This window comes from Flavobacterium muglaense, assembly GCF_014305155.1.
GTDB classification, from domain to species: domain Bacteria; phylum Bacteroidota; class Bacteroidia; order Flavobacteriales; family Flavobacteriaceae; genus Flavobacterium; species Flavobacterium muglaense.
The window spans coordinates 105,672-121,459 of sequence record NZ_JACRUK010000006.1; the positions used below are offsets into that span (position 1 = coordinate 105,672).

At 35.0% G+C, this 15,788-nt stretch carries 14 protein-coding genes; 5 read left to right on the plus strand and 9 right to left on the minus strand.

Translation table 11 applies throughout. The features are described from left to right. Window positions 1–219 precede the first annotated feature (219 nt). The gene (locus H8R24_RS04715; RefSeq protein WP_187017406.1) at window positions 220–1,452 is read right to left on the minus strand and encodes a 3-deoxy-D-manno-octulosonic acid transferase; all 1,233 of its coding nucleotides are present in this window, start codon (window positions 1,450–1,452) and stop codon (window positions 220–222) included. Window positions 1,453–1,647: 195 nt separating this feature from the next. On the opposite strand from H8R24_RS04715, the gene H8R24_RS04720 reads away from it, so the two are divergent. Next, window positions 1,648–2,778 (plus strand): DegT/DnrJ/EryC1/StrS family aminotransferase, encoded by a 1,131-nt coding sequence (locus H8R24_RS04720; protein WP_187017407.1) that lies wholly within the window; start codon window positions 1,648–1,650, stop codon window positions 2,776–2,778. An 83-nt stretch (window positions 2,779–2,861) separates the two neighbouring features. Further along, window positions 2,862–3,875 (plus strand): UDP-glucose 4-epimerase GalE, encoded by a 1,014-nt coding sequence (galE, locus tag H8R24_RS04725; protein ID WP_187017408.1) that lies wholly within the window; start codon window positions 2,862–2,864, stop codon window positions 3,873–3,875. Window positions 3,876–3,981: 106 nt separating this feature from the next. On the opposite strand, the gene fabD is transcribed toward galE, so the two are convergent. Further along, complete coding sequence (gene fabD, locus H8R24_RS04730; protein ID WP_187017409.1) at window positions 3,982–4,857, minus strand: ACP S-malonyltransferase; 876 nt, start codon at window positions 4,855–4,857, stop codon at window positions 3,982–3,984. 170 nt (window positions 4,858–5,027) lie between these two features. Between fabD and H8R24_RS04735 the strand changes: the two genes are divergently transcribed. Then, a complete protein-coding gene (locus H8R24_RS04735; protein WP_187017410.1) occupies window positions 5,028–6,659 on the plus strand; it encodes a hypothetical protein in 1,632 nt (543 codons plus the stop codon). A 115-nt stretch (window positions 6,660–6,774) separates the two neighbouring features. Here the strand turns inward: H8R24_RS04735 and H8R24_RS04740 are convergent, their stop codons facing one another. The 4 genes from H8R24_RS04740 to H8R24_RS04755 form a co-directional block, all read right to left on the minus strand. Continuing rightward, a complete protein-coding gene (locus tag H8R24_RS04740) occupies window positions 6,775–7,491 on the minus strand; it encodes a pirin family protein (protein ID WP_187017411.1) in 717 nt (238 codons plus the stop codon). A gap of 241 nt (window positions 7,492–7,732) precedes the next feature. Then, window positions 7,733–8,308, minus strand: a complete 576-nt coding sequence (locus H8R24_RS04745; protein ID WP_187017412.1) for a Crp/Fnr family transcriptional regulator — start codon at window positions 8,306–8,308, stop codon at window positions 7,733–7,735. Continuing rightward, on the minus strand, window positions 8,308–8,631 hold the full coding sequence (locus H8R24_RS04750) for a DUF6370 family protein (RefSeq protein WP_187017413.1): 324 nt from the start codon (window positions 8,629–8,631) through the stop codon (window positions 8,308–8,310). Before H8R24_RS04750 ends, H8R24_RS04745 begins: the two co-directional genes overlap by 1 nt. Before the next feature lie 95 nt (window positions 8,632–8,726). Continuing rightward, on the minus strand, window positions 8,727–9,089 hold the full coding sequence (locus H8R24_RS04755) for a DUF983 domain-containing protein (protein ID WP_187017414.1): 363 nt from the start codon (window positions 9,087–9,089) through the stop codon (window positions 8,727–8,729). 98 nt (window positions 9,090–9,187) lie between these two features. On the opposite strand from H8R24_RS04755, the gene H8R24_RS04760 reads away from it, so the two are divergent. Continuing rightward, a complete protein-coding gene (locus H8R24_RS04760; RefSeq protein WP_187017415.1) occupies window positions 9,188–10,051 on the plus strand; it encodes a helix-turn-helix domain-containing protein in 864 nt (287 codons plus the stop codon). A 107-nt stretch (window positions 10,052–10,158) separates the two neighbouring features. On the opposite strand, the gene purT is transcribed toward H8R24_RS04760, so the two are convergent. After that, window positions 10,159–11,334: a formate-dependent phosphoribosylglycinamide formyltransferase gene (gene purT / locus H8R24_RS04765; protein WP_317172565.1), complete on the minus strand. Its 1,176-nt coding sequence runs from the start codon at window positions 11,332–11,334 to the stop codon at window positions 10,159–10,161. 317 nt (window positions 11,335–11,651) lie between these two features. Here purT and H8R24_RS04770 point away from each other — a divergent pair, with 317 nt between their 5' ends. Continuing rightward, complete coding sequence (locus H8R24_RS04770) at window positions 11,652–12,755, plus strand: pyridoxal phosphate-dependent aminotransferase (protein ID WP_187017417.1); 1,104 nt, start codon at window positions 11,652–11,654, stop codon at window positions 12,753–12,755. A 167-nt stretch (window positions 12,756–12,922) separates the two neighbouring features. Here H8R24_RS04770 and H8R24_RS04775 read toward each other — a convergent pair whose 3' ends face one another. Continuing rightward, entirely contained in the window at window positions 12,923–14,791 is a 1,869-nt protein-coding gene (locus tag H8R24_RS04775; protein WP_187017418.1) for a peptidase U32 family protein, read from the minus strand. A gap of 371 nt (window positions 14,792–15,162) precedes the next feature. Continuing rightward, window positions 15,163–15,516: a hypothetical protein gene (locus H8R24_RS04780; protein ID WP_187017419.1), complete on the minus strand. Its 354-nt coding sequence runs from the start codon at window positions 15,514–15,516 to the stop codon at window positions 15,163–15,165. Window positions 15,517–15,788 lie beyond the last annotated feature (272 nt).

Consider the following 15,788-nt stretch of genomic DNA (forward strand, 5'->3'; position numbering starts at 1 on the left):
TTGTTGGATTCCCCGTGATTTCATCTGTTTTAATATAAACGTTACCCTGTTTTAAAACTTTGTAAGTTAAAGTGTTGAGGTAAGAATATGGCTTGTGTTGTGTTAAAATTAAGCGTTATATTGTAGGATTCTTTTTTTATTTAATTTAATTTAAAAAATAGATAAAAACAAGGGTGTTTTGTAGAGAATTAAGTGGTTTTAAGGCTTGTTTTAAGTGTTTTATTTAACAATTTTTTGCATGATGCTATTCGTCGCACCTTTGTTCATTAATACAAAGGTTCCGCAGATGTGTCCTTTTTCATTTCGATACGCTTGATCTTGTATCAAATCGTCAAAAACACGTTGCATTTCGGTGGCGGTAGCAATGGGGAAGCAGCCTCCAATATTTACTAAAGCAGTTGCTTCGGCAAAATGGGAATAGTTGGGACCAATAACTATCGGAAGCCCAAAAGTAGCTGGTTCTAATAAATTGTGAACGCCAGGGTTCCCAAAGCCACCACCCACATAGGCAATGTCGGCATAACTGTATATTTTTGTTAGTATGCCTACAGTGTCAATAATAAAAACATCGTACTCGCTAAGATTTCTGCCTTCTTTTTCAGATAACAATACGGTTTTACGGCTGATGTTGTTTTTTAATTGGTCAATTTGTTCTGCTTTTATATTGTGCGGTGCAATGATGAATTTCACTGGAAATGGGGTGGTATTGATATAGTCAACTAATAAAGCTTCATCTTTTGGCCATGAACTTCCAATAACTATGGTGGTTTGGTTGTTTTTAAAGTTCGAAATAAAGTCTAGCGTATTGTCTTTTTCTAAAATGGTAGCAACTCTGTCAAATCGTGTGTCGCCAGATACAGCTACATTTGTTTTTCCTAATTGTAGTAGTAGTTTTTTAGAGCTTTCATTTTGTACAAAAAAGTATGTAAATGCGTTTAATGCTTTTCGATAAAAACCGCCATACCATTTAAAGAACATTTGTTTCTCTCTAAAAATCCCAGAAATTAAATAGGTTGGTGTTTTTTGTTTTTCTAATACGGCCAAATAGTTAATCCAAAATTCATATTTGATAAAAAAAACAAGTTCGGGGTGTACTATTGAGATGAATCGTTGTGCATTCTTTTTAGTGTCTAATGGCAGATAAACGGTTACATCTGCAATAGGGTTGTTTTTTCGTACTTCATAACCTGAAGGCGAAAAAAAAGTAAGTACGATTTTATGATGAGGGTATTTTTCTTTTATTTTTTCGATTACGGGTAGTCCTTGTTCGTATTCTCCTAAGGATGCTGCATGAAACCAGATGGTTTTGTCGGTTGTATTAATTTTTTGCTCTAATGTTTGAAAAACAGTAGCTCGGCCGTCTAAAAATAGTTTTATTTTCGAATTAAAAAGCGCAATGAGATGTAATACTGTTGAAGCTAAAAGGATCAATAAGTTGTAAAGGAAAAGCATGAGTTTGTTTTTTGGAAGGCTAAAATACATATTTTATTTCAGATTTATTTTGAGGGCAAGGTGTCGGTACCGTTATTTTTAGTCTTAATTGGAGTTGTGTTTTTCAATTAGAAGGCGGTTGAAATTAAATAAAAAAGACAATCTCAATCTATTGTTGCTATTAATTCTTAATTTTGTGCTTATAATTTTGATAGAATGAAAAAAATACAAATGGTTGACCTAAAAAGTCAATACGATAAAATAAAAGAAACTGTAAATGTTTCTATCCAAGAAGTTTTAGATACAAATGCTTATATAAATGGGCCTGAGGTACATAAGTTTCAAAAAAGTCTAGAAGATTATCTAGGTGTAAAACACGTTATTCCTTGTGCAAATGGTACAGACGCCTTGCAAATTGCAATGATGGGCCTTGGTTTACAACCAGGTGATGAGGTGATTACTGCCGATTTTACTTTTGCTGCTACTGTTGAAGTTATTGCATTGTTGCAATTAACACCCGTTTTAGTAGATGTGGATCTGTATAATATGAATATCTCTATTGAGGCTATCAAAAAAGCAATCACTCCTAAAACTAAAGCAATTGTTCCTGTTCATTTATTTGGACGTGCAGCTAATATGGAAGCGATTATGGCTATTGCCAAAGAACATAACTTATTTGTAATCGAAGACAATGCGCAAGCGATTGGTGCCAACTGTAAATCATCCGATGGCGTTAAGCAAAAAGCAGGAACGATAGGTCATGTAGGTGCTACCTCTTTTTTTCCTTCTAAAAATTTAGGTTGTTATGGTGATGGTGGTGCTATTTTTACAAATGATGATGCATTAGCACATACCTTACGCGGGATAGTAAATCATGGAATGTACGAGCGTTACCACCACGATGTTGTAGGTGTGAATTCACGTTTAGATAGCATACAAGCAGCAGTTTTGAATGCTAAATTGCCATTGCTAGATCAGTACAATGCAGCAAGACAAGATGCGGCTAGAAAATACTCTATAGCTTTTGAAGGACATGAAAATATTGTTGCACCTCAAATTTGTGACATTTGTGATTGTCACGTATTTCACCAATATACGTTACGAATTGTAAATGCAGATAGAAATGGTTTGATGCAGCATTTATTAGACAAAGGAATTCCTTGTGCAATTTACTATCCAATTCCGCTGCATTCTCAAAAAGCGTATAAAGATGAGAGGTATAAGGAGGAAGATTTTCCGGTAACCAATCAATTAGTTCAGGAAGTATTATCATTACCAATGCATACTGAGTTGGATGATGAACAAATAAAATTCATCACCGATAGTGTTTTAGAATTTTTAAAATAAAAAAGGTAGAGACGCGATTGATCGCGTCTTTTTCATAACATAAAACGAGATAAAGTTGGTTAGTATTTAAATAAATATAAAAAATGAAAATACTTGTAACAGGAGGATTAGGATTTATAGGTTCACATACTGTTGTAGAACTCCAGAACCAAGGTTTTGAAGTGGTTATTGTAGATGATTTGTCTAATACATCAATGACAGTTTTAGACGGGATTAAAAACATCACGGGTAAAGTTCCTGTTTTTGAAAAATTAGATTTAAGAGTTAAAAATAATGTTCAAGATTTTTTTAGCAGAAATCAAGACATTGCCGGAGTGATACATTTTGCAGCTTCAAAAGCAGTGGGAGAAAGTGTTGAGAATCCTTTGTTGTATTATGAAAATAATATCAATGCGCTAGTCTATCTTTTGCAAGAATTACAGAAAAAAGAGGCCGCTAGTTTTATCTTTAGTTCGTCATGTACGGTTTATGGTCAGGCCGAAAAAATGCCAATTACTGAAAATGCTCCAATACAAACAGCGATGTCTCCCTACGGAAACACGAAGCAAATAGGAGAAGAAATTATCACAGATACTGCTAAGGTTACGAATATCAATGCTATTTTATTGCGTTATTTTAACCCGATAGGATCACATCCTTCAGCTGAAATAGGGGAGTTGCCATTAGGAGTTCCTCAAAATTTAGTGCCGTTTATTACACAGACGGGAATGGGATTGAGAAAAGAACTTTCAGTTTATGGCGATGATTATCCTACTTCCGACGGAACTGCGGTACGTGATTATATTCATGTAGTTGATTTGGCGAAAGCCCATGTTATTGCTTTAAAACGATTATTGGATAAAAAGAACCTCGAAAAAGTAGAAACTTTCAATCTAGGCACAGGAACGGGAAGTTCGGTTTTAGAAGTGATTCAAGCATTTGAAAAAGTTAACGGACAAAAATTACCGTATAAATTGGTAGGACGAAGAGAAGGTGATATTACAGAAGCTTATGCGAATACCGATAAAGCCAATACTGTTTTAGGCTGGAAGGCACAATCAACTTTAGAGGAGGCAATGGCAAGCGCTTGGAAATGGGAACAAAAAGTAAGAAGCTAGTTGCTATTGAAGATACATTATATTTATAAAAAAAATCCCAAATTATCATTTTGATAGTTTGGGATTTTTTAATTTATAGACAATTGTAAACTTTGAAAAAAGATACTTATGCATTTGCAGTAGCGGCCTCTTTATCGATTTTTCCAATTAAACCAGCTAGTACTTTACCTGGTCCTACTTCAGTAAATAAAGTAGCGCCATCAGCGATCATTTGCTGTACTGATTGTGTCCATTTTACTGGAGCGGTCAATTGAATAATTAAGTTTTTCTTGATTTCATTAGCGTCTGAAACGGCTGCAGCTGTTACATTTTGATAAACGGGACAAATAGGAGTTGAGAAAGTAGTTGCTTCAATAGCAGCAGCTAGTTCTTCTCTTGCTGGTTCCATCATTGGCGAGTGAAATGCACCACCTACCGGTAATAACAACGCTCTTTTTGCTCCAGCTTCTTTCATTGCAATACAAGCGGCTTCAACAGCAGTTGTTTCACCTGAAATCACTAATTGCCCAGGACAGTTGTAATTAGCAGCCACTACAACACCATCAATAGCAGCGCAAACTTCTTCAACTACATTATCTGCAAGTCCTAGAACAGCAGCCATTGTAGAAGGTTTAATTTCGCATGCTTTTTGCATGGCTAATGCTCTTTGTGAAACTAATTTTAAACCGTCTTCAAATGATAAAGTACCGTTTGCAACTAAGGCAGAGAATTCGCCTAATGAATGTCCCGCTACCATTTCTGGCTTAAAGTCAGCGCCTAAAGTTTTAGCTAATATAACCGAATGTAAAAAAACCGCTGGTTGTGTAACCTTCGTTTCTTTCAATGCTTCGGCTGTTCCTTCAAACATGATGTCTGTGATGCGGAAACCTAAAATTTCATTTGCTTTCTCAAATAATTCTTTGGCTAAAGGGGAGTTTTCATATAAATCTTTTCCCATTCCTGTGAATTGAGCGCCTTGTCCTGGAAATACGTATGCTTTCATTTGTTTAATTTAAAGATTGAAAATGTGAAGATTTAATGCTTAAATCGGTTACAAAAATACTCTTTTTTAAGATATTGCGATTTCAAATGATTTTTTCTTTAAAATAAATCGATTTGCATGTAACAAAATCCTTATTATGAGACTTATACTGTACTAAATATTTTGTTTTCATGAAAAAAGTATTCGTCTTTTTATTTTTCCTTTTGGTTGGTTTTCTTCTATTTTATACTCAATTACCGGTTATCAGCTATGGTTTCTTGGGTTTGCCAATCTTGTTGTTATTCTTAACTTTTTTCTATATTGTGCTCTCTTCAGGATTAGCAGTTTCTCCAAAAACAAAACAATTAATTGTAGCTACTAGACCTAAAAAATTTTTATTTATAATCATTTTAGTATTGCTAGCATATGTCATTGGTTTTCCGATAGCGACAAGTCTTCCTGTTTTTAGAAGCGATTCGTATCAAAAATTAATTGGGAAGGTCAATAATGGTTCGAAAATTTCAAACCACATTGCTCCAATTGCTATAGATAAAATTAGAGTAGTCGATGAGGATTTAGCACATTTATTAGGCGAGAAAATTTTAGGTTCACAACCAGCCTTGGGTAGTCAAGTAGAGCTAGGCGAATTTTGTATCCAAAAAGTGAAAAATGAATTGTACTGGGTAGCTCCTTTATTGCATTCGGGATTTTTTAAGTGGATGAATAATCAAGAAGGAACTGCGGGTTACGTGATGGTTTCGGCTACTAATGAACGAGATGTGCGTTTGGTTCAAACGATAAACGAAAAACCGATTAGAATAAAATACCAACCAGCGGCGTATTTTCAGTCTAATATAGCAAGGCATTTGTATTTTAATGGATTCAATACCGTTGGATTAGCCGATTATACTTTCGAAATTAATGATGAAGGGATTCCTTTTTGGGTGGTTACTCAGTATGAAAAACGAATTGGTTTTGGTGGGAATGAGGCTGTTGGAGCCATTTTAATAAATGCACAAACAGGCGAAATCAAAGAGCATTCAATTGCATCTACGCCTAAATGGGTAGATAGAATCCAACCTATTAGTTTTATTGAAGAACAGTTAAACGACTGGGGAGAATATGTAAATGGGTATTGGAATTTTTCGAATGCTAATAAACTTCAAATTACCGAAGGCTTAACACTCGTTTATGGGAATGACAATAAATCGTATTGGTACACAGGGTTAACTTCTGTAGGGAAAGATGAGTCGGCTGTGGGTTTTGTTTTAGTCGATACAAGAACTAAAGAGACTACTTTTTACAAGCAAGGTGGCGCCACAGAATATGCTGCTCAAAGTTCGGCTCAAGGAAAAGTGCAAGAGAAAGGGTATCAAGCTTCATTGCCTATTCCTTATAACATCAACAATATTCCTACCTATGTGATGACGTTGAAGGATAAGGGAGGATTAGTTAAAATGTTTGCCATGGTTGCCATTTCTGATTATACTATTGTAGGAGTTGGGAATACCATGCGTGAAGCTTTGACATCGTTTAAAAACGTGTATAACATGGCCGATAATAAGATAAATCCCGGCGCAGTTGCTAATAAAAAAACAATAACCTCAGTGGTTACTCGAATCCAAAACGATGTGAAAAACGGAAATAGTTTTTATTATTTCAAAGTAAAAGATTACCCAAATATCTTCGTAGGCTCCTCGCAAATATCGAGTCAGTTGCCTATTACGTTGATTGGAGATACAGTCACTATTTCATTTGATATTGACACAGAGGAAGTAATTGATGTTTCTACTTTTGAAAACATCAATTTGAAAAATAAATAATTTTGGTTTATTATTTGTAGTGAAAAAAGGCAGAATTCATGTAGAAATGGATTCGGCCTTTTTGTTTTTAAAACTGCATTACTACTTGTTTAACGATGCAGTTTTGTAGATTCAATTATTGTTTCATTGGTACTTCCATCAATAAGAATTTTGCATCTGTCGTGGCTTTTATTTCTAAACTGTCAAAATCAGTAATTCCCAATCCATCGCGAGTAGCTAGCTCTTGTCCATCCACAGTTATAGTTCCTGAGATTACCATCAGGTACAGGCCATTTTCAGTTTTTTTTAAGTGGTATGTTTTAGAAAAGCCAGCATCAAAATCAGCCAAATGAAACCAAGCGTCTTGATGAATCCAAACGCCTTCGTCCTCAGAATTTGGAGATAATATTTGTGCAAAATCATTCTTTTGTTTGCTCGCGTCCAATGTAATTTGTTGGTATCGAGGCGTCACATTTTGCACTTTAGGAAACAACCAAATTTGGAATAATTGAGTTCGTTTGTCGGCATTGGGATTGAATTCACTGTGCTGTATGCCCGTTCCGGCGCTCATTACCTGCACATCGCCCGTTTTTATAGTCGATTCATTTCCCATACTATCCTTGTGGGCGAGATCGCCTTCAAGCGGAATAGTGATAATTTCCATGTTGTCATGCGGGTGTGTGCCAAAACCCATTCCAGCCGCAACGGTATCATCGTTTAAAACACGAAGCACACCAAACTGATTTCTATCTGCATTGTAATATCGTGCAAAACTAAAGGTATGGTATGCATTAAGCCATCCATGATCGGCGTGTCCTCTAGTAGCTGCTTTGTATAAAACGGTCGTTTTCATAATCGTATGTTTTTAGTGGTTATTGTTGTACAAATTTACATCGATAAGACAGATAGGGCACTTAACCTAGATTAAGAAATAACAAATCACCTTTTAATAATCTAAAATATATAATTTGGGCGTGTCCCTGCGGGCCGGGCTATTCGTTCCCGCTTTTATTATATGGCAAAAAAAAGCCATACAATAAAGAGCTCCACTACTATCCCTCACGCACGCAATGAAACGTACACTATCCAAAAAGTTATCGATGCAATATTTTGCTTTTCATTTTGCTAAAAAATTCAGGAGTAACTCCAATGTACGAGGCAATTTGTTTTTGAGGAACTTTTTGAATAAGAGTAGGGTATTTTGAGCAAAATTTTTCAAATCGCTCTTCGGCAGATAGACTTAAGTTGTCCATCAGTCGTTCTTGATTGACAACCAGTGAGTTTTCGGTTAAGATCCTGAAAAAACGTTCTAGTTTAGGAATTTCGGTATACAGAATTTCTTGATTTTCTTTCGAAAGAAGCGCCAGTTCAGCGTCTTCTAATACTTCGATAAAAAGATTCCCTGGTTTTTGAGTAATTAAGCTATACATGTCGCCTATCCAATAGCCTGCACATGCAAAGTTAAGTACGTGTTCTACAATGTTGTCATTGATGTTAAAACTCCGTAAAATCCCCGAATTGACGAAGTAAGAATACTTGCAAACTTCTCCAGAATGTAATAAAATAGTTTTAGCATCAAAATGATGTACTTCAATTTTAGATAAAAACAATTCTTGCTCTGCAGTTGTGAGTGCTATGTGTTTTGCAATATTTTGAAGAATCAAAGACATTATTTTTTTTCTTCGGGAAGGAGTTTAAATGCAGAAACAACAAAACGATTGTTTTTTATTTCACCTACAACAGCTGCTTTTCTAATGGAAGCGCAAAAACCGTCATTAGCGTGTGCATCACCGTGAGAATCAATCGATGTACCGTCTACGAAGTAGCTTTTTCCATCAATACGTACTGCTAATTCACATCCATGTCCTTCCATCCCAAACTGACATTGCCCACAAGATGCTTCTACAATTTGAGTTTTAGGAGCTTCTTTTTTTTCTTGTGCAGTCAAAGTAATACTGATCAAGAGCACAAATGGTAAAATTAATTTTTTCATGGCAAGATATTTAGTCCTACGAAAGTAGTGCTTTTATTTAGGAGACGAGAATAGTAATTCTAATTTTTGCACTTGTTTAAACCCCTTGTATTGCGTTATATGGAGTAATTTTTAAACATATAAATCCATAATAATCGTGAAAACCTGATGTTAAAAGGAGCCATTGCGATAATTACAAAAGCAATAATAGCAATTATACGCAAGTCGAACGCTTTAAGAAAGAAAAATTGCGCAATAACAAATGTAGCTATAGATTGTGCAACTGTTAAGCCATAATTAACATACATGGCTCCAAAAAAATAGCCTGGTTCTTTTTCAAATTTATTTTGACAATGTGAACAGTTTTTATTCATTTTGGGAAATCCGATATTAAAAAAAATGTTTTTCTCGTTAAAAACCTTGCCTTCGTGACAATGTGGGCATTCATTGTTTAAAATGTGAACTAGTGTATTTGCCATCTTTTTTTTTATTTATTATTTTTCAAAGGTATTGTACTGTTCTCGTCTGGCTATTTTATATATTCGCTATTGATAGCACAAAAAAGACATTTTGTAAAATGAAAAAATACCCTATTTACAACATCCAGCGTTTCAATTGCAATTCAGTCAATAGTGATTTTTATATTAATACGTTCAAGAATCATTTAGTCACCTATAGTTTTGTTGAAGAGCCGCATCGTCATGATTTTTATGTATTAGCCTTTTTTACAGCTGGTTCAGGGATTCACGAGGTAGATTTTGATAAATTCACTGTGCAGGCGGGTAGTGTTTTTGTTTTGCAACCAGGGCAAATGCATCATTGGAGTTTGTCTCAGGACGTGGATGGTTATGTAGTCTTTTATTCTAAGGAAATGTATAATCTGTATTTTGGACAAAAAGACATTGATAGCTTTCCGTTTTATTTTTCGGTGCATACAAAGTCAGAGATTGTATTGTCAATTGAAGAAATAGTATCACTAGAACCATTGTTTAAAATGATGCTGGATGAAAGTCTCAAAAATCAAACATTTAAGCAGGATAAAATTTTGAATTTACTGGATATAATTCACATCGAATTGGCTCGAAAATACGATGCGTTGGTAGTTCCTGAAGTGCATTTGTATACAACTAAAATAAAGCAATTTGCACAATTAGTAGAAGCCAAGTTTATTGAGCAAAAAGCGGCCTCTTTTTATGCAGATGGTTTAAATATTAGTTTAAAACACCTCAATCGAATTTGCAATGAAACCTTACAGAAAACTACTACGCAAGTAATTACAGAACGCATCATTCTGGAAGCAAAACGAATGCTGATGAATAAAAACTTAACGATAAATGAAGTTGCAACAAAGTTAGGTTACGATGATTACTCTTATTTTGTACGTTTGTTTAAGAAAAATACTTTGATGACTCCCAAGGAATTTCGACTTTCTAAACAGTAATTAAACCACATAGAATCATAGAATTACTAACTATTTAAAGATTTGAATAGTTGTATTACTATTCACATAGTTACGGAGAGTATCGAATGTTTTTTGTTTTTCTTAAATTAGTAATGAACTTCTATCAATGCGGCTGCTTGCTTTGCGCGATCAACTATTTCTTCAATCGGTGTTTCTAAAGTGTCGTTTGTTAATGCAACCGCCATTCTTCTGTATGGGCGAGAGCTTGGTTTTCCAAAGATTCTAAAATCAGTTTTTGGTAAAGCGGCAATTTTTTCAAGTCCCATGTATGTTGGTTTTGTACTGTTTTCGGATGCTAAAACTACGGCACTAGCTCCAGATTTTTCTAATGTTATTTCGAAAATAGGTAAACTTAATATCGCACGTAAATGCAATTCGAATTCATTGAAATTTTGCGTTCCTGCAAGTGTAACCATACCTGTATCATGCGGACGAGGAGACAGTTCAGAGAAATAAACTCCATCATCTGCAAGGAAAAATTCGACTCCAAAAAGTCCGGCACCACCAAGGGCTTCGGTTACTTTTTCGGCCATGTCTTGGGCTTCGTATAAATCCTTGTCGGAGATTCTGGCAGGTTGCCAGCTTTCTTGATAATCACCACGTTCTTGACGGTGGCCTATAGGTGCGCAAAATAAAGTAGGATTGTTATTTTGTGTAACGGTTAATAAGGTAATCTCGGAGTTGAATTTGACAAAAGCTTCCACAATTACTTCCACCACATCACCACGAGAACCTTCTACGGCATAGTTCCATGCTTTTTCAATATCTGCTGTTGTTTTTATTGTCGATTGCCCTTTTCCTGATGACGACATCAAGGGTTTTACCACACATGGCATTCCTACTGCTTCGACTCCTTTTTGTAATTCTTCGGCAGTGGTGGCGTAACGGTAATTCGCGGTTTTTAATCCTAATTCTTTGGAGGCTAAATCCCGAATTGCTTTACGATTCATCGTAAAGTTGGCTGCCTTTGCCGATGGAACCACTGTGATTCCTTGTTTCTCATAATCATAGAAACGTTCGGTACGAATGGCTTCAATTTCGGGAACAATAAAATCAGGTTGGTGTTTGGCCACAATTCGATCCAGTTCAATACCATCAAGCATATTGATAACTTCAAATCCATGAGCTACTTGCATAGCGGGTGCGTTTTCATAACTGTCAACGGCAATTACGGTTTGCCCGATGCGTTGCGCTGCGATTACAAATTCTTTTCCTAATTCACCTGAGCCTAGCAATAGTATTTTCATTTTTTGAAGTCTAATTTGAAATGTAAAAATACTGAATTGCTTTTTTGTGACCGCAAATTCGCAAATTATTTTTGTTAAAAATGGAGCTTTTTAGAAACAAAACTATTAAAAATGAAAGTAAAAAACTATTAAGAAATTAAGTTGCTTTTCGCTTAATGTAACTTAATTTCTTAATGGTTGAGGTTGGTTAAAAATGTATTTTGTATCGAAAACTCAAGAAATAGTTGCAGTTAGTGAAGTATGATATAAGCAAAAACTGTAACATATTTTAAAACTATTCGACATATTGAGATAAAGTAAAATGCTGTGTTTTAACGTTTAATAAAAATAGTATGGGTAGTCGAAGAAATTGGTTGAAACAGACAAGTTTAGGGATTGTCAGTTTAGGAATTATTCCATTAGAAAGTTTTGCTGTTTCAAAGGAAGAAATTCTAATTAAGGAAGAAGCTAATTTGATTCCAATTTATTTACGGTCAAATGAAAATCCGTACGGTCCATCGGACTTAGCAAGAAATGCGATGGCAAAAAGCATAAATAGTAGTAATCGTTATAATTGGGATTCAGTATCGGACTTAATTTCAAAAATTGCTAAAAAAGATAATCTCGCTGCCGAAAATATACTTTTAGGTGCCGGCTCAACAGAAATTTTAGATTTAGTAGCCCGCTATTGTGCTGTAAATAAGGGTAGTTTTATTTTGGCAGACCCAACATATAATTATTGGACAGAAGCAGTAGAAAAATTAGGGCTTACAAAAATCACAGTTCCATTGACCGAAGATAAGACTCATGATTTGTCGGCAATGTTAAACGCAATCCAACCCGACACAAGAATGATTTATATCTGTAATCCCAATAATCCAACAGGGACAATTTGTGAAAGAGTAGCACTGGTGAATTTTATTAATGAAGCAACTAAGAAAGTAATTGTTTTAGTTGACGAAGCTTATATTGATTTTACAAACCAAGAATCACTTGTGAATTTAGTGACAGAGAATAAAAACTTAATTATTGCTAAAACATTTTCTAAAATGTATGGATTGGCTGGAGCAAGAATTGGATATGGAATTGCAAACTCAAGTACTATTGAAAAAATCAGTCAACTACAATCTTGGAATAATGGAAGTATAAGTGTCGTATCAGTTTCGGGTGCTTTGGCATCGATTAGCGACGAAAAATTCGTGTTGGAAACTTATATGCGAAATAAAAACACAAGAGAATATACAATCAAAGAACTGGAACGGTTAAAAATACAATGCATTCCTTCTCATTCTAATTTTGTCTATTTTTCATTGGCTAATTATACTAAAGATTTTTTTGAGCAATTAAAAATGAACAACATTATAGGTACAAAAATCTACGAAGAAAAGGGGGAATGGTCAAGAATTACCATTGGAACTAAAAAAGAAATGGAACAATTTATTAAAGCTTTAGAATAAAATAACGAACGGTTTGCCGCGTGAGGGATTGAAGTGGAAATCCTTTTTATTACTGTAGCGTTAGCGGAAGGAATAAAAAGATTGCAACGGAAAGCCTGATCCTTTCGGTCACTTCCAAATTTAATCAATACAACCGATGCCCTTTTTAAAAGCATCGGTTTTGTATTTTAATGATATTGGTCTTCTTCAATTTCAAATTCGGCATCTTTTTCCCAAATTTCCATTTCGCAAGGTTTACAATTGAATTTCAGTTTGTATTCTAGTTCTCCTTGTTTTAAAACTAAAGGTTCTTTTAGTTTTTCTCCCATGGTTGCTTTCTGGTGAATTGGGCATTTGCCTAGTTCATATTTAATGCAGTATTTGGTGGTCATCACGCGCGATTTTCCGGGGTCCCATTGCAATTCAAATGCTTGTTCGATTTCGGTAACGCCATGCCTTTCGTAAAATTTCCGTGCTGTTTTGTTGGCGACATTGTGCATGAAATCCAACTTAGTTTCAGGATATGGGTGGGATGTTTTTACAATTTGATGCTCTTCACGGTAGTAATTGGCCAATCGAATTTCAGTTAGTTGTTCGAAAACCATTCTGCGCATCTCGTTGATTTTTGAAATTGGCATAAACCAGTTTTTGGTAAACATCACGTTAATTTCCTCCGCTTTATATGGAGTGAAGCCAGTTTTCGCCAATTGGGTTTTAATGTTCTCTTCCATAGAAAGTCCCGTTTTTGTTTCCTCTTTCGGGGTGTCCAATTTTACGGTACTCATATAACCATCTTCGTCAGTAGCGATTAACTCGAAGCCAGTTTCATTTTCAGTTAATAATAATGTTGTAGTAATTTTACGAATAGCACTGTCTTCACGTTCTACTAGTTTAATAAAAGCGGCATCATTGTTTCTATAGATAAAAGTACCTGCTTTAATTTCTTTAAAAACGTTTGGGTATGCCAAACCGTTTTCAGCTTTGTTTACGTAGATTCCTTCGGCTTCGTTTTGTTCATTTATAAAGCATAGGCCATCACCGTTGTTTAGCAATTCTCCGTTTTCAATTTGGTAAGCATTTCCAATGGTCTTAATCAGCTTACCAATGTATTGACCTTTTGATTTTGGGCTTTCCCAAGAACCAATTGCAGCATCTCTTCCGTTTACAAAATAGTCAGTATAGCCACGGTTGAAACTTTTATTCAAAGCCGAGTCGAATGAAAATGTGCAGGTTCCTGAAGAGGCTTTGGTGTATTTGTCGCTTCCTTCTAAAAAGGCATCTAGTTTTTGACGCAAGTACGAAACATTATTTTTTACATAAACAATATCCTTTAGTCGTCCTTCAATTTTAAACGATATAACTCCAGCTTCTACTAAATTAGGAATCTGATCGGATACGTCAAAATCTTTAATAGAAAGTAAGTGAGTGTTTTTGATTAGAGTGTCGCCGTTACCATCAATCAAGTTGTAGGGCAAACGACAGTTTTGAGCACAGGATCCACGGTTAGCAGAGCGTTCACCATTAGCAACACTCATATAACAGTTTCCGCTAAAGGACACGCAAAGTGCTCCGGTAACAAAAAATTCTAGTTCGACATCACTAGCGGCGCTAATTTCTTTTATTTGATGTAAGTTTAGTTCACGAGCCAATACCACACGCTTGATTCCAGCATCTTTCAAGAATTTAATCTTATCAGCATCACGGTTATTGGCTTGAGTACTCGCATGAATTACTATTGGAGGTAAGTCCATTTCCATGATCGCCATGTCTTGGACAATCAAGGCATCAACGCCAATATCATACAATTGATAAATCATTTTACGGCAATTCTCCAGCTCATTGTCATACAGAATGGTATTGATTACTACGAACACTTGGGCATGATACAAATGCGCATATTTTACTAAAGCGGCTACATCCTCTATAGAGTTTGTTGCATTTGAGCGTGCACCGTACAAAGGTGCTCCGATGTAAACTGCATCAGCACCACTATTGATGGCTGCCATTCCATGTATTAAATCTTTGGCAGGAGCGAGTATCTCTATTTTTTTCTTCATCGAGTTGATGATAAATTATTTATTTTTAAAAATTTAAGGTTTTTTTGGGCTTTCGCCTAAAAAAGTCAACAAAGTTCTTATAAATAATCCAAGATTTCTAATTTGAAATGAGGTTTTTTTTGAGCTAAATGGCAAAAAAGTTTAAGACCAATTTTGTGACTTCAATTGTGCAAATTGCTTTTTTTTAAAATGGAGTATGGTAAAAAAGAATTATTAACATTATTTAAAGTAAAAATCCATTGAGAAATTAAGTTCATTTAGCTTAATGAAACTTAATTTCTTAATGGTTTTTTGGGGTGTGAATGTGATTTATGTAAACTTATTTTTTGCGCTTTAGCACTATATTTTGAAAGGTTTTAATGCCTATGTAGCTATTTTTTCAACTTTGTACTAAGTACAGATTTGGTACCTGGTTTTAAAAGTATTGTATTGTTTGTTTTGCCTTTTATAGTCATAGAAATAGCAGTGATTCCTAGTCCATATATGGTAATTGTGTCTTCCTCTTGTACGATATAAACATCAGTCAGGGTTGAGAATGCTACAGTAGTTTTGTCTATGTTGACGGTTTTGACATTAAATAAAAATGCTTTTTTATCTTTTGAAAGACTAGTCAGTTGGTCACCAGTTGCTTTAAACGGACAGTTGTTTTGTTTCCAGCCAGATAGTTCAGGTGATTTGTTGCCTTCGTTTATTCGTCGGTCAAAATTATCATAAGGGTACAGCACTGTAAGGAAACTAAAGTTAGTTTGGTTTTCCTTATTTACAACGGTCCATTCCTTACCTCGTGATCCTGATTTTAGATTGCTATCAACGTCAGTCTGTGAAAAAACTTCCGTTTATTTCTTTCAAATATAACACTTAATACAATATAAAAGGAAGAAAAGTTGTATATTTAATGATGCAACACATCACAGGAATACCGCGCAATCAGATGGTCTTTTCAAGTTTAGAAGACATGATTTTACCAGATAATCCAGTTCGTTTTGTAGACGCTTTT